Here is a 14,385-nt window from a genome sequence, read left to right as displayed (position 1 = left end):
GTGTGGTTTCTACAGATTTGAGCCGTAGTGTAGCTATTGATTTTGAAACTTCCGGCTACTCGGCCCACAGCGCTTGCGCCGTGGGCCTTGCTCGTATTGAGCAGGGCAGCGTGACAGATGTTTTTTACAGCCTCATCAGGCCGCCGTCTTCGCGGGTGATGTTTACCGAGATCCACGGTTTGACCTGGCCCATGCTGAAGGATGCGCCCACTTTTGCCGAACTGTGGCCGCAGATAGATGCCTTTCTTGAGGGGGCGGGCAGCCTGCTTGCGCACAATGCCTCCTTTGACAGGCGTGTGCTTGCCGCAAGCTGCCACGCCGTGGGAGCGCAGGAACCCCGTGCGCCTTTTTTGTGCACCCTTAAAGGCTCCCGCCGCAGTTTGCCGCTTGCCTCCAAAAAGCTCAGCAGCGTGAGCGCCTACTTTGGGATTGCGCTGAACCACCACCATGCCGGATCAGATGCCGAGGCCTGCGCCCGCATCTATTTGCAGTTGCGCGCTCTGGGCGTCACCGATGCCCAGATGAAACTGTAAGCCGCCTTTCGTCCATTCCCGCCAGATTGACCCCGCCCGGATTTTCGGGCGGGTTTTTCTTTTTTTGCGCTTGCACTCTGCCTGCCGATGCGTCCTTGCTTTTGTCAAAATACCGACTTCTGCCTATTCTCTATTTTTTAACACACTTGAATAACATGTTTTTTGCGCAGTGGAACGCTTGTTGCTAAAGGCTTGGCAAGCAGATTTCCGTGACGCACGGGGGTACGTAATATGAAATCAATGTTCAATATGCAGATGGGCCTTGTGGGCAAGGTCATGGATATGCAGTTGCAGCGGCAGAACGTCATCGCGGGCAATATCGCCAACGTGGAGACGCCCAACTACAAGCCGCGCGAACTGTCTTTTGAAAAAGAACTGCAATCGGCCTTGGGGCTTGATGCAAGAGGGGAGATGACCCGTACGGAATCTTCCCACATGCCCACGGCTTTCAGGCCTGATTCTTTTGGGCCGGAATGGGATATGGCGGTCAAACCGCGTGTTGTTCACGGCGAAGACCGCGTCAATATTGATAAAGAAATGGCCAAACATGCCAAGAACCAGTTGCAGTACACAGCGCTTACCCAGGTGATGAGCAAGTCTTTTGAAGGGCTGAACAACATCATCCAGGATGGCAAGCAGTCCTGATTTTTGCCCGCCGCCGCGCCGCTTCCATACGCGGCATAAGAACCCCGGCAGCGGACAGTGTAGGAGGAAGCCATGGACTTCATGACGGCATTTGATATCAGCGCGTCCGGCCTTTCAGCCGACCGCACCCGCATCAACACCATTTCGATGAACCTTGCCAACGCCAAGACAACGCGCACGCCTCAGGGCGGGCCGTACCGTCGGCGCAGCGTGGTGCAGCAAACGGCTGATGTGGATGATCCTTTTTCCATCCACATGCGTTCGGCCCTGGACAGGGCGGTACAGGGCGTGCGTGTTTCTGCCGTGACCATGGATAACCGGCCCTTCAAGCGGGTGTACGAGCCAGGCAATCCTGACGCCAATGCGGAAGGCTACGTCATGTACCCTGACATCAACGTGGTTGAAGAAATGGCCAACCTCATGACTGCCCAGCGCAACTATGAGGCCAACGTCACCACGGTGGATGCCGTCAAGGGCATGTACATCAAGGCTTTGGATATTGGCCGCTAGGGTCTGTTACTAAATAATTCTTTTGGCCGATCACTGCGTCATACAGCATTTTTTACTCCAGTCATGGACAGAAAGAGTCCACTCCTGTCGTAAAAAACACTGTTTTCCTTGTCCTCGGCGCAAAATCTTTTATTTAGAAGCATCCCCTAAGCCACGACCACGATGACAGCATAAAAAGTTTTTTTTGGAGCGCGGAGGTTGTTATGAGCATTCAGGCAGTTGGCATGCGGGCGTACAGCGAGGCAGTGCAGAATTTCAGCAAGGTGCAGAGCAGCCTGCAACAGGGCGGCTCCATCGGCGGCCAGACCCAGTTTGCCAAAACTCTTGACCAGAGCCTTTTGCGCGACAGCGTTGACCGGGGCGAAAATTTTGGCGCCCAGGCGGATTTTATCAAGGGTCATGACTAGGACAGAGGTTTTTCTCTGCACATTTTGAGGATGATTTTATACAAATCCTCACCTCTATGATTAAACCGAAACTCACATTCTTTCAAATGAAAATAAAAAGTCTGTCTTTGTATGCCCCGGAAGCGTACCAAACGAGTTTTGGCATAAGCCCAAAAACTCTCTATGCCATTGATATGGCTATATTCATTGGCAAATTCATTGTCACCATGGTGGACTCGATAATGTTTCTGGTAACCGAGATCTACCAAACCGTTATACCCTCTCCAACCGTCAGAATGAATAATACTTTCGGGATCCACGCGGCCACGGATGATGCCTTGCAGAGTGACCTTGGAGCAATTAGGGACAATCTCTGTATAAACCTTCCCTTGCCTTTTGAAGAGGCCAAAAACTATTGTTTTTCCTCTAGCGCCACGACCTCTGAGCCCTCGGACTCGGCGAGCGCCAAAGTAACTTTCATCAACCTCAACCTCGCCGGAAACAGGCGATTCTACTTCACAGGCAAAGGCAATTCTCTCTCTTATCCCCTGTAATAATCTATTCACGGTATTCCTGTTTAAATCTGTTACCTGGGCGATTTGAGTAGCATTTAAATCAACGCAAAAAAGCCTGAGAAGTTGACGGAATTTAGCCTCAGAAATTTTAGAACGAATGATGTACTTGTTTTTTATTGCCATAACTAGACATTAGCCTTTTATTGGCCTCTGTCCTAGTCATGGCCCTTTATCAAATATCCCACGCAGGCGCACACGCCGGTGACCCCACAGAACAGTTTTTCCGGCACCATCAAAAATTCGCTCAATAAGGTTAACGAACTGGACAGCGCCAAAAATGCAGCCATCGAAGATTTTGCCGCAGGCCGCACCCAGAATGTGCACGAACTCATGATCACCATGCAGAAATCCAGCATGGCCATGAAGCTGACCTCTGCCGTGCGCGGCAAGGTGCTTGAAGCCTACAAGGAAATTTCCCGCATGCAGTTCTAGGTCAACTGCGTGAGCAGATGTTCGCCGCCAGGGCGCAGAGCGTTTATTTACGTTGCGAAACGCCCGGGCAGGTAACTTTTACAAATTCCAGATTTTCCTTTCCGCGCGTGATACTCCTGAACGCCGAATCCCCCACGGGCTGTGCCTTGGGGGATTCGGCGTTTCTGGCGCAGTGTCACAAATTTGAATGAATCAGAGAGGTGTTTTAAAAAGTTATATAATTGCGGCGTGTTGCAATGTGGCATGGCAATTGCTTTGGCAGGGCATATGCCCGGCCAAAGTGCCGGAATTACGCCACGTCTTCGCAGGAGCTACCATATGCCGGCTTTTCTTATGCAACTTGTCAATTCCATCAAGGCAGTCTGGGCCAGAATGAGCGTCATGCAGCGCGTGATGGTCATGGGTGGATTTGTGCTTATCGGCTCTGCGGCCATTGGCCTTTCTGTCTGGGCCTCGCGGCCCGACTTGAAGGTGTTGTATTCCAACCTCAGCGCCGAAGACGCCAGTGTTGTCATCAAGTCGCTCCAGGCAGACAAGGTTATGTACCAGCTGACTGACAACGGGAAAACCATTCTTGTTCCCAAGGAAGTTGTGTATGATGAACGCATCAAGATCGCGGGCGAAGGCGGTCTTGTGGGGCAGGGCATTGGTTTTGAAATTTTTGACAAGGTCAAGGTCGGGCAAACCGACTTTGTGCAGAAAATAAACTACACCCGCGCCTTGCAGGGTGAACTTTCCCGCACCATCAGCGAGTTCCCCAATGTGGAAAGCGCACGCGTGCACCTGGTCATTCCGCACCGCAGCCTGTTTGTGGAAGAACGCCAGTCCCCCTCGGCCTCGGTTGTGCTCAAGCTCAAGCGGCCCAACCTCAAGCCCGACCAGAAAGAAATCAACGCCATCCTCAACATGATGCTTATGGCTGTTGAAGGGCTGGATAAAACGCACGTTTCCATTTCAGACAATGGCGGCAAGGTGCTGTATCAGCCGGAATCAGACAGCCTTGCCGGTGCAAGCTCCACCCAGATGGAACACCGCCAGCAGGTGCAGCGCAACCTTGAACGCCGCATTGAAGAAATGTTGCAGCCCATGTTTGGCCCTGGCCGTGTTATCGCCAAGGTCAACGTGGATATGGATTTCAGCCAGCGCACCATCCGTCGCGAGCTGTTTGACCCCGAAAAAACCGCAGTACGCAGCGAGCAGCGCAGTGAAGAAACCCAGCAGGGCCGCTCGAATCTTGAGGGCGGGTCGCCGGACGCCAACTTCCGTGGCGATGGCATAGCCGGATCTGTTTCACAGCAGAACGGCAGCCGCGAAACCCGCACCACCAACTACGAAATTAACAAGGAAGAGCAGCAAATCGTATCCAATGTGGGCGATTTAAAGCGCATGACGGTTGCAGTCCTTATCGATGGGACGTATGAAAAGACCAACGGGGCGTGGACATTTGTGCCGCGCAAGGCCGATGACCTTGAGCGTGTGCGTCAGCTTGTTACCAATGCCGTGGGTCTGGACAAGGCCCGTGGTGATGCTCTGGAAGTAAGCTCCGCTCCGTTTACGGATTCCGAGCCGCCCAAGGATCCCAACTTTGCCGAAATGCTGGCCGATTATGCCGAACGGCTGGGCAAGCCCCTGCTCAACGCGCTGCTGGCCTTTTTGTTCCTCATGCTTGTGGTGCGGCCCGTGGTTCTGGCCCTCATCCGGCCCAAGGTTGAAGCCGGTGAAATGATCGAGGGGCTTGAAGGCCTGCCCGCAGCCGAAGAACAGCTGGCCCTGTATGAGGCCCTTGAAGAGGCCTCCAAGGCAGATGACGAGATCGCCGCAGACGAAGAAGACGATGAACTGGTTTTCAAAGATATTGAAGCCTTGAAGTCGCACATTTTCACCCTTTCCGATAATCATATGGAGCAGGTGGTGATGCTGGTGCGCGGCTGGATGAAAAACGATGAAACAGCTACCGCCTAAAGCCGCAGACCGTCAATTGACGGAAAGCAACTCGACGCTTTCGCAGCTCAAGGCCTTGCGCCTGGCGCAAAAAGAAAGCAATCAGCGTGTTGAAGAATTGAAAATGCGGCTCTTTCACATTACCGAGCAGCATATGGATCAGGCCGTGCGGCTTATCAAGCGCTGGCTTGCAGACAAGGAATAAGCAACCCCGAGCAGCCTAGTGCGGATCTCGGTGAAGGAGTAGGGAGATGGAGTTGACCGGCAAACAGCGTACTGCAGTGCTGCTGCTCGCCATGGGCGACAAATTCACGGCTGACGTGTTCAAACGCATGGACCGGCAGGAAATAGCCGACATCTCCAGAGCTATCGTGGAATTGGAGCCTGTGCCGCGCGAAATAGTCGAAGAAGTGCTGCGCGAATTCCACGAATCGCTGGTTGAAGGTGTGGATATGATCACGGGCGGTAGCGAAACGCTGAAACGCCTGCTGGTCAAAAACCTTGATCCTGAAACCGCCAAGTACGTTATGGACTCCCTGAGCCTTGAAACCGGCCCCGCGCCCTTCCGCGAGCTGGAATCGGTCAGCCCCAAGCTGCTTTCACAGATTCTGCGCAACGAGCACCCGCAAACTCTGGCCCTTATTATCGGTCACCTGCATCCGGATCAGGCCGCCAATTTATTGACAAACCTTCCCGCAGGCGTGCGCGCCGAGGTGCTCATGCGCCTTGCGCGGCTTGAAGCCGTGCCGGAAGAAATGCTCATGGAAGTGGACAAGGTGCTCACAAGCCAGCTTATCGCCATGGGCGGCAAGGAAGGCAAAAAAGTGGGCGGCGTGCAGTCTGTGGCAGAAATTCTCAATGCTGTGGACCGCGCCACCGAAGAAGAAGTGCTCTCCGAAATCGAAGAAGATTCCGCGCAGATGGCCGAAGATATCCGCAACCTCATGTTTGTCTTTGAGGACTGCAAGAATATTGACGACCGTGGCGTGCGCGAAATGCTGAAGGAAATTTCCAACGAAGATCTCACCCTGGCCCTGCGCGGGGCCAGCGACGACCTCAAGGAAAAATTCTTCAAGAATATGTCGGAACGCGCGGGCAACATGATTCGCGAAGAACTGGAATTCATGGGCCCGGCCAAGCTTTCGGACGTGGAGTCGGCCCAGCAGAATGTCGTCAAGATCGTGCGGCGGCTTGAAGGCGAAAACAAGCTTGTCATCAGCCGTGGCGCTGGCGACGTGTTTGTGTAGCGGCCCGCCGCAGAATCTGTAACCATCGGAATCCGGCATGGCGTCAGACGAGTTGCGCAAAAAATGGGGCACCATCTTCATGGGCGAGCGCGAGGCAACACCTCAGCAGCTTGACGCCATGCAGGAACCCTTGCTCCGTGAACGCGCCCAGCACCTGCAGCAGGAGGACTATCTTGCCCGGGTGCGCGCCAGGGCCGAGGAACGCGCGCGCGAGATTCTAGGCGCAGCCTATGCCGAAAGGCAAAAGGTGCTGGAGGAGGCCGGGGTCGAGGCTCAGGCCCGTGTGGAGCAGTTCACGCGCGAAGTGAAAGAGCTGAAGGCGCAGGCCCAGGCAGAACTGGCCGAGGCCGAGGCAGAGCACGGCAAGGCCCGCGACCTGCGCGAAGAAGCCGAGTTTATCCGCGGCAACGCGCATAATGAGGGCTTTCAGGCGGGCATGGAGCAGGCCGGGGCCGAGCTTAAGGAGTTCCGCGTTGATGTGGGGCAGATGCTCGGCAACATGCTGCGCGCTCTTGAGGCGCAGCGTCACAACCTTGGCGAAGCCTGGCGGGATGAACTGGCAGAGCTGGCCCGCGTGGCCGTAGAGGCCGGAACCGGCTGGATTTTGCAGGCAGAGCATCAGCGCATTTTGCAAAGCCTGGTCTTTAGTTCCCTGCAACTGCTGGAAGACCGCGCCACCGTGAGCATCCGCGTGCACCCCGATGACGAGGACACTGTGAGCGACCTGTTTCGGGCCGCCCGCGAGCGTGTGCCCGAGTTGAGCCAATGGATCGTGAACGGCGATCCTTCTGTTGAGGCTGGCGGCCTTGTGGCCGAGAGCGTCAGCGGTTCTGTGGAAAATCTGCGCGAACATTACCGCGAAATGGTCAACGGCATTCTGGAGCATCTGACCTTGCCGCCGCGCCCCGAGGAAGAAAGGGCGGGGGAAGAAGTGAGCGCCACGGCTGCCCGTGAATCTGAGCGGTTGACGCAAATCGTGCCGGAAGCTGCCCCTGTTGCGGAGCCCGAGCCTGAACTGCCCGTTGAGCCTGTCGATACGATGGGCCAGCCGGAACTGTTGCCAGAACATCCGGCAGAACATCCGGCTGAAACTCTGGCGGCTGAAGCCTCTCCGGAATCTGGGCCGGAATCCGGGCAGGAATTTGCGCCCGAATCTGCACCAGATATGGCCCAAGATGTGCAGCCAGAGCAGGCCTCCTTTGCCGGGCAGGCTGGCGCTGGTCTCACACCCGACGAAATTTTGCCCGCATCCGGGCCTGCTGGCACGGTTGCTGCCGTTGAATCTTTTGAGCAAGGGCAGGAGCCTGCGCCAACTGATGCCGCAGTTCCTCTTGCCAATGCCTCGCCCGAAATGATGCAGGACTCCATGCCAGAACCCGGAGTCCAGGCAGAGGCGCATCCTGCGGAATCCTCCCCGGCTCCGATGGCGCAGCCTGATGCTGGTGTTGAAGGGCAGCCCGCACAGGAGCAGACACCGGAACCTGCCCATGTTCAGGCAGCGGAACACAATGCCAATCCCAGCCTTGCCGAGCTTGAGGACGAGCTCTTTCCCCTGCCGGAAGAGGAAAAGGAACACGTCTCGCAATCTTCTTCCAGCGTCTTTGTCAGCGGGGGCTTTCTGCCCGGCTCGGGCAACGGCCAGCCGGGATAGCCAGCCATGAAGCTTGACCCAGATTCCTGCATAAAGCTGCTCAAAACAAGCACCCCCGTGCGCCTCTTCGGCAAGGTCAACAAGGTCGTGGGCCTTGTGGCCGAGGGCAGCGGTTTGCGCGCCCCCCTTGGGGCCGTGTGCCACATGCTGCCCGATGAAGGCGATGACGGCATTGCCGCCGAAGTTGTGGGCTTTCGCGAGGGTAATCTGCTGTTCATGCCTTATGGCGATATGCGGGGCATCCGCCCCGGCAGCCGCATCCGCAACACAAGTCTGCCCCCGGTGTTCCCGGTGGGCCCGGATTTACTGGGTCGCGCCTTCGACGCCTTTGGTACTCCGCTGGATGCCGGTGCGCCCATAAGCGCGGAACTCTACGTTTCGCCCCTGCCAGTGGGGGAAAGCTCCAGAGAAGACTTTTTTCGCCAGCAGGAAGAACAGCGCCCCTTTGTGCCCCACTGGCTTGAGGAGGCCCGCAAGCACTGGAATCCCGAGCTGGTGCCCATCTATGCCGATCCGCCAAGCCCCCTGCAACGCCCGCGCATTACGGATATTCTTGATGTGGGCGTGCGCTCGGTCAACAGCCTGCTGACCCTTGGCAAGGGGCAGCGCGTGGGCATCATGGCCGGTTCGGGCGTGGGCAAATCCACGCTCATGGGCATGATGGCCCGCTACACCCGCGCTGATGTCAACGTCATTGCCCTCATTGGCGAACGCGGGCGCGAAGTTGTGGAATTTATGGAACGCGACCTCGGCCCCGAGGGCATGGCCCGCTCCGTGCTGGTTATCGCCACATCAGATCAGTCTCCCCTTGTGCGCATGCGCGCGGCTTACGCAGCCACGGCTGTTTCGGAATATTTCCGCGACAAGGGTATGGACGTGCTGCTGATGATGGACTCCGTAACCCGTTTTGCCATGGCTGCCCGCGAAGTGGGGCTGGCCGTGGGCGAGCCGCCCACCACCAAGGGCTATACGCCTTCGGTTTTTGCCCAGTTGCCCAAGCTGCTGGAGCGGGCGGGGCGTTCCGCCAAGGGAACCATCACGGGGATTTATACCGTACTTGTGGACGGCGACGACTTTAACGAACCCATCGCCGACTCAGTTCGTTCCATCCTTGACGGGCATATTGTGCTCACCCGCGATCTGGCCGACCAGGGGCATTTCCCCGCCATTGACGTGCTGCGTTCCATCAGCCGCCTGCGTTCCGACATCTGCGACCGGCAGGATGTTCTCGCGGGCCGCGTTGTCACCCGCTGCATGAGCACCTTCCGCCGCGTGGAAGACATGATCAACATCGGCGCCTACGCCAAGGGCTCCAATGCGGAGATTGACGCGGCAATTGCCAAGATGCCGGACATCAACGCCTTTTTGCGGCAGGATGTGGGCGAACCCCAGTTTGTGGAGCAGTGCATGGCCCAGATGCGCGCTCTGGCTGATATGGACGATGGCCAGCAGGGCGACCCGCAAGGCAATCCGCAGGGCGGAATGCCTGTGCCCCAACAGCCCAACGGCGTTGCACCGCTGTAGTTTTATCCATAATCTTCTTTTCCACATTTGCTTTTTTGAGAATGGGAATTCTGTCACATGCGGCTTGAAGGCGGCTTGGTGCTGTGCTAGGTTCAATGTGTAACTGTTGGCGCTGCGCGGTTTTTCGCGTTGTCGCAGGTTTACAGCCTTATCTTGTGGAGCCGCCATGTCCCTGAGCCGTCTGTTGGGCTTTTTAACGCGAGGCGCCCGCCGGGGCGACGAAGCAGTTTCCTCTTCTTCCGTCAGCGCGGCGGAGGAAGCCCAACGCTTTTTTGCCTTGCGGCACCACTCCTTCCGCCTGTTTCTTACGGCATGGAACGCCTTTCAGGAAACCATGACCGATCTGGAATACACCCTTTGCTGCGATCATCCCTTTGGCCTGTACCGTGTGCGGGCGCTCTGCACCTCTATGGCTACCCAGGTTTTTCAGTGCATCAAGCAGCTTGAGCGGCTTGACCCTGCGCCTTGCCCGGCCCTCTACGCCCGTTTTGGCGAACTGCAAAAGCTGGTGGCGGAAGAAGTGTACGAGCCGGAAGCCTGCCTGCTCGGGCCGCTGGTTGTACCCCTTTGCCAGGACGATGCCGGATGCCTGGCCGCTCTGCAAAGCGAGGGCAGGGTGCTGGTGGATCCCGCAACCGCCCGGCTTGAGAAACTGCGTCCTATTTTTCCCGGTGCCGTGCCGCAGGGATTTGTGGTCACGGCTGCTGGGTGCCAGCACTATTTTCAGAGCGGCGATCTGCAAAGCGAGATCAACCGCTGCATTCAGGCTGCTGGCGGCCTGGCCCCCAACCATCTGGCGCGGCTTTCCAAAAAGCTGGGCGCGCTGGTGGAGGGAACCCCCCTGCCGGAAGACCTTGCCTCGGCCATCCTTGAGCAGGTGCAGCGTTTGCGCGGCCTTTGCATCAAGCCCATGCAGCTCTTGCTGCGCGGGCGCGTATGGCCGCCTGCCGCGGGGGAGGGCGAAGGATGCGGCGTTGTGCTTTGGGGGCCGCCTGTTTCGTTGCAGGCGCATGACGATGATATTTTGCGCGCAGTGCGCGTAACCCTGTCCAGCAAGCAGCGCGCTCAGGCTCTGGTGTACCGCCGTGCGCGCGGGCTGACAGAAGGAGGGGCTGGCGTCTGCCTCACCTGCATGGCGGTGGATGAGGGCTGTTTTGGCGGCATTGCCCAGTCATCCGCGCCATTGACCCCGCACAGCGAAAATGTGCATGTCTACGGTTGTGCGGGTTTGCCGCAGGAGGTGGAATATTCCACCATGCCTGTTGACGCCATAAGTGTTTCGCGCGCGGCGCCACACACGGTGACAGACCGCCGTCCCTATAAAGCCAAGCGCCCGGTGCTGGACGATGCCACCGCCATACGCGCCGCAGAGCTTGCCCTCGCGGTGGAAGAAGCCGCCGGAAGGCCAGAGGTGCTCACCTGGGCATGCAACCCCGAAGGCCAGGTTTTTATGCTCATGGCGCGGCCCATGTCTTTGCCGCAGGAGGAAGAGCCCGCCTTGCCGGAGCCTGCCTTGCCGGAGCCAGCGAGGGCGCTGGACGATGCCCTGCTGCTGGAGGGGGGATTTACGGTCAATCCGGGCCGCGTATCCGGCCCCGCCTGGGTGGCCCGCCGCTGGGAAGACGCACGCAGGTTCCCTACAGGCGGTATTCTTGTGGTGCCGGACGACAACTACATCTGGGGTTCGCTCATTGACCGCGCCGCCGGGATTGTGGCGGAGCGCGGTTTTCAGGGATCGCGCCTGGCTTCGCTGGCGCGGGAGTTCGGCAAGCCCGCCGTCTTTGGCCTCAAATGGGCCACGGAAGTGGTGGAAAGCGGCCAGCGCATCACCCTGTGCGCAGACCTGTGCACCGTGTACGAAAACCGGCAGGATTCCCTGTTGCCCAAGGTACCTCCAGGCAAGGACTACATGCCCGGCAGCCCCGTATACCAGATTTTGCAAACCGCCTCCCGGCGCATTCTGCCCCTGACGCTTGAGGTGGACAGCGTAGACTTCAAGGCCGCCAACTGCGCAACATATCACGACATTGTGCGCTATTGCCACGAAAAGGCCGTGAGCGCCATGTTCAGCCTTGGTTCGGAAAAAAAGTACGCGCCGCAGCGCATCAAGCAACTGCGGGACAAGGTGGTCAAGCAGTTCTGGGTGGTCAACCTCAGCGATGGCTTTGTGCGTACTCCCAACGGGCCTGTCATTGACGTGGAAGACATTGCCTCGCTGCCTATGCTGGCCTTGTGGCAGGGCATGAACGCCCACCCCTGGCAGGGGCCGCCGCCTGTGGACGGCAAGGGTTTTTTATCTGTGCTTTTTGAGGCCACAGCCAATCCCAATCTGGATCCAGCCGCGCAGACGGCGTATTTCACAGAAAAAAATTATTTTCTTATCTCCAGCGATTATTGCAGTCTGCATTCCCGCTTTGGCTTCCATTTTGTTTCGGTCGAGGCGCGCCTTTCGGAGCGCACCAGCGAGAACTATCTGAATTTTCAGTTGCGCGGCGGCGCTGCCGACATTGAGCGCCGTATTCTGCGGGTGCGCTTTGTTGCCGATATCCTTTGGGAATTCGGCTTTTCGCCCGTTGTGCGCAATGATGCCGTGAGCGCCACACTCAAGGATCTGGACAAGGAAGAAGGCGAACGCCTGCTGGCTGTGGCAGGGTATATGACCATCCACACCCGCCAGCTCGACATGATCATGCAGGACCCAGGCCAGGTTGCGGCCCGCCGCCAGGAAATGCTGGCCCACTGCCGGGCGCTTTTCAGGGGAGAATCCCTGGCTGGCGTTGCTGATTCTCCATCCCAGGAGGCCCGTTAATGTCGTCCACCGTGCCTGTCCCACACAGAGGCTACAGGGCCATATACCGCCGCTTGCTGATAACGCTGCTGCTCATGGCGCTCACGCCGCTGGCGGCTCTGGGGATGTTTTGTCTGGACAGGCTCAGCGCCATCTATGACGAAAAAATCACCGCGGGCATCGAGGCTGTCATCAGCAGCAAGCACCGCGCCCTTGATACCTTCATGGTGGAGCGCATCGCGCAGGTCAAAAACCTGGCCTTCACCCACCCGTATTCTGATCTCAGCAATCCCGCGCGGCTGAGCGAAATTTTCAGTGTGATGCAGAGCAACAGCCGTTCGTTTGTTGATCTGGGCATTATCGGCATGGATGGCCGCCATGTTTCCTATGTGGGGCCGTTTGACCTGCGGGACGCCAATTATTCCGAGGCCCCCTGGTTCTCGGAAGTGCTGCGCAAGGGCGTGTACGTCAGCGATGTATTCATGGGCTACCGCCATGTGCCGCACTTTATCATTGCTGTGCTGCGGCACGAGGGCGGGCGCACCTATATCATGCGCGCCACCATCGACATGGACGCCATTGACGCCCTGCTGCGGCGCATATACTCAGGGCCGCACAGTGATGCCTTTATCGTCAGCAATACTGGCGTGTTGCAAACAGGCTCGCGATTCTATGGCCCGATCATGGGTAACTTTACCCTGCCGCAGGAGGATCTGACCCGCAACAACGTGGTGACAATGCGCAAGGTCATTCCCAGCGGGGAAGAAATGCTGGTGGCCTTGATGCGGATGGATTCCATGCCCTGGGTGCTGGTGGTCATGGACGATGTGCGCGACAGCCTCAAGCCTCTGCGGCAGCTCAAGGCGCTGATACTCTTTTTTACCCTGCTTGGCGGCGCGCTGACCTGCATGGGTGCGGAGCTGTGCACCCGGCGGCTTGTGGCTTCTCTTGAAGCCTCGGATCAAAAGCAGGCCCACATTGACGCGCGCATGCTGCAGTCAAGCAAGATGGCCGCTCTGGGCAAGATGGCGGCTGGCGTGGCGCACGAGGTCAACAATCCCCTGATGCTCATTCAGGAAAACGCGGGCTGGATACGCGACCTGCTGGACGATGAAGACCCGTCAACCATGAAGAATTACAAAGAAATTTTCGATAGCACGGAGAAAATCGAGCAGCACGTCAAGCGCGCCAAGGGCATAACCCAGCGCATGCTGGGCTTTGGGCGGCGCATGAATCCGGGCCGCACGGAAATTCTTATCAGTTCCCTGGCCGATCAGGCCGTGGAAATGCTCAAAACCGAGGCCGCCAACCGCAATATAGCCATTGTGCGGCAGTACGATGCACATGTTCCCGTAATTTTGTCCGACCCGGCCCAGCTTGAACAGATATTCATCAATGTGATAGACAATGCTATTGATGCCATGGGCAAGAACGGCACCCTGACCGTCAGCACGCAGCCCTGGCGCAACGGGGTGCGTGTTTCCTTTACGGACACCGGGCCGGGCATGGATCAGGAAACCCTGCGGCAGATTTTCGACCCCTTCTTTACCACCAAGAAGGTGGGCGAGGGCACGGGGCTTGGCCTTGCCATCTGCTACACCATTCTTGAAAAACTCGGTGGGCGCATAGACGTGCAGAGCGAACTTGGGCATGGCACCACATTCAATATTTTTCTGCCTGCGGAACCGCCGCAGCTCGCGCCTGAAGAAAGCGCAGAAGCATAATACCACTAGGCGGCCCCAATGGGGCATGCTGCCATATGAAGGAGGCCTCCATGCGCGCATTGTTTGTGGACGACGAAGTGGAATTTCTGGAACTGATGGAAAAACGCCTTACCCGGCGAGGTATGGAAGTTGTAACCGCCCCCGATGGCCAGTCGGCCCTTGATCTGCTGGATCAGGCCCTGCAATCGGGCGAGATGTTCCAGATTGTGGTCATGGATGTGCGCATGCCCGGCATGGATGGTCTGGAAACCCTCCGCCACATGAAGGAAAAAGCCCCCAATCTGCCCGTTATCCTGCTTACGGGGCATGCCTGCATGGGCGTAGCCGTGCAGGGGCTTGATCTTGGCGCGTATGACTACATGCTCAAGCCCGTGGCCATCAGCGAGCTGATTATCAAGATGGAGGAAGCGGCCCGGTCCGCTATGTGAC

Annotated in this window: 14 protein-coding genes; 13 read left to right on the top strand and 1 reads right to left on the bottom strand. The window is 57.6% G+C overall.

What is annotated here, in order from left to right; all coding sequences use genetic code 11:
- Nucleotides 1-2 precede the first annotated feature (2 nt).
- From ACUZ9Q_RS08765 to ACUZ9Q_RS08750, 4 genes are all read left to right on the top strand, one after another.
- Entirely contained in the window at nucleotides 3-533 is a 531-nt protein-coding gene (locus tag ACUZ9Q_RS08765) for a 3'-5' exonuclease (RefSeq protein ID WP_227117969.1), read from the top strand.
- Between the two features lie 231 nt (nucleotides 534-764).
- Nucleotides 765-1,178, top strand: a complete 414-nt coding sequence (flgB, locus tag ACUZ9Q_RS08760; protein WP_192112028.1) for a flagellar basal body rod protein FlgB — start codon at nucleotides 765-767, stop codon at nucleotides 1,176-1,178.
- Nucleotides 1,179-1,250: 72 nt separating this feature from the next.
- The gene (gene flgC / locus ACUZ9Q_RS08755) at nucleotides 1,251-1,688 is read left to right on the top strand and encodes a flagellar basal body rod protein FlgC (RefSeq protein WP_192112027.1); all 438 of its coding nucleotides are present in this window, start codon (nucleotides 1,251-1,253) and stop codon (nucleotides 1,686-1,688) included.
- A 203-nt stretch (nucleotides 1,689-1,891) separates the two neighbouring features.
- Nucleotides 1,892-2,095: a hypothetical protein gene (locus tag ACUZ9Q_RS08750; protein WP_449247703.1), complete on the top strand. Its 204-nt coding sequence runs from the start codon at nucleotides 1,892-1,894 to the stop codon at nucleotides 2,093-2,095.
- Here the strand turns inward: ACUZ9Q_RS08750 and ACUZ9Q_RS08745 are convergent.
- On the bottom strand, nucleotides 2,092-2,772 hold the full coding sequence (locus tag ACUZ9Q_RS08745) for an IS1595 family transposase (RefSeq protein WP_449247358.1): 681 nt from the start codon (nucleotides 2,770-2,772) through the stop codon (nucleotides 2,092-2,094). The genes ACUZ9Q_RS08750 and ACUZ9Q_RS08745 overlap by 4 nt on opposite strands.
- 48 nt (nucleotides 2,773-2,820) lie before the next feature.
- Between ACUZ9Q_RS08745 and fliE the strand changes: the two genes are divergently transcribed.
- The 9 genes from fliE (at nucleotide 2,821) to ACUZ9Q_RS08700 (ending at nucleotide 14,384) form a co-directional block, all read left to right on the top strand.
- Nucleotides 2,821-3,081 (top strand): flagellar hook-basal body complex protein FliE, encoded by a 261-nt coding sequence (fliE, locus tag ACUZ9Q_RS08740; RefSeq protein ID WP_449248135.1) that lies wholly within the window; start codon nucleotides 2,821-2,823, stop codon nucleotides 3,079-3,081.
- A 318-nt stretch (nucleotides 3,082-3,399) separates the two neighbouring features.
- On the top strand, nucleotides 3,400-5,043 hold the full coding sequence (gene fliF, locus ACUZ9Q_RS08735; protein WP_192112025.1) for a flagellar basal-body MS-ring/collar protein FliF: 1,644 nt from the start codon (nucleotides 3,400-3,402) through the stop codon (nucleotides 5,041-5,043).
- Nucleotides 5,024-5,227 (top strand): hypothetical protein, encoded by a 204-nt coding sequence (locus ACUZ9Q_RS08730; protein WP_225529821.1) that lies wholly within the window; start codon nucleotides 5,024-5,026, stop codon nucleotides 5,225-5,227. The genes fliF and ACUZ9Q_RS08730 overlap by 20 nt, the downstream gene beginning before the upstream one ends.
- Nucleotides 5,228-5,273: 46 nt before the next feature.
- Nucleotides 5,274-6,269, top strand: coding sequence for a flagellar motor switch protein FliG (gene fliG, locus ACUZ9Q_RS08725; protein WP_022659219.1), 996 nt, complete (start codon nucleotides 5,274-5,276; stop codon nucleotides 6,267-6,269).
- Nucleotides 6,270-6,306: 37 nt separating this feature from the next.
- Nucleotides 6,307-7,920 (top strand): FliH/SctL family protein, encoded by a 1,614-nt coding sequence (locus tag ACUZ9Q_RS08720; RefSeq protein WP_449247702.1) that lies wholly within the window; start codon nucleotides 6,307-6,309, stop codon nucleotides 7,918-7,920.
- 6 nt (nucleotides 7,921-7,926) lie between these two features.
- Complete coding sequence (locus ACUZ9Q_RS08715; protein WP_215648891.1) at nucleotides 7,927-9,444, top strand: FliI/YscN family ATPase; 1,518 nt, start codon at nucleotides 7,927-7,929, stop codon at nucleotides 9,442-9,444.
- 166 nt (nucleotides 9,445-9,610) lie between these two features.
- Nucleotides 9,611-12,253 carry a PEP/pyruvate-binding domain-containing protein gene (locus tag ACUZ9Q_RS08710; RefSeq protein ID WP_449247701.1) on the top strand — a complete coding sequence of 881 codons (2,643 nt, stop codon included), beginning with the start codon at nucleotides 9,611-9,613 and terminating at the stop codon, nucleotides 12,251-12,253.
- Nucleotides 12,253-13,956 carry a sensor histidine kinase gene (locus ACUZ9Q_RS08705; protein WP_192112021.1) on the top strand — a complete coding sequence of 568 codons (1,704 nt, stop codon included), beginning with the start codon at nucleotides 12,253-12,255 and terminating at the stop codon, nucleotides 13,954-13,956. Before ACUZ9Q_RS08710 ends, ACUZ9Q_RS08705 begins: the two co-directional genes overlap by 1 nt.
- 50 nt (nucleotides 13,957-14,006) lie before the next feature.
- Nucleotides 14,007-14,384: a response regulator gene (locus ACUZ9Q_RS08700; RefSeq protein WP_192112020.1), complete on the top strand. Its 378-nt coding sequence runs from the start codon at nucleotides 14,007-14,009 to the stop codon at nucleotides 14,382-14,384.
- Nucleotide 14,385: the final 1 nt, after the last annotated feature.

It is taken from the genome of Desulfovibrio desulfopostgatei (genome assembly GCF_053570645.1).
The sequence above is the reverse complement of the archived record's forward strand: the minus strand, read 5'-3'. Positions and strand labels throughout refer to the sequence as shown.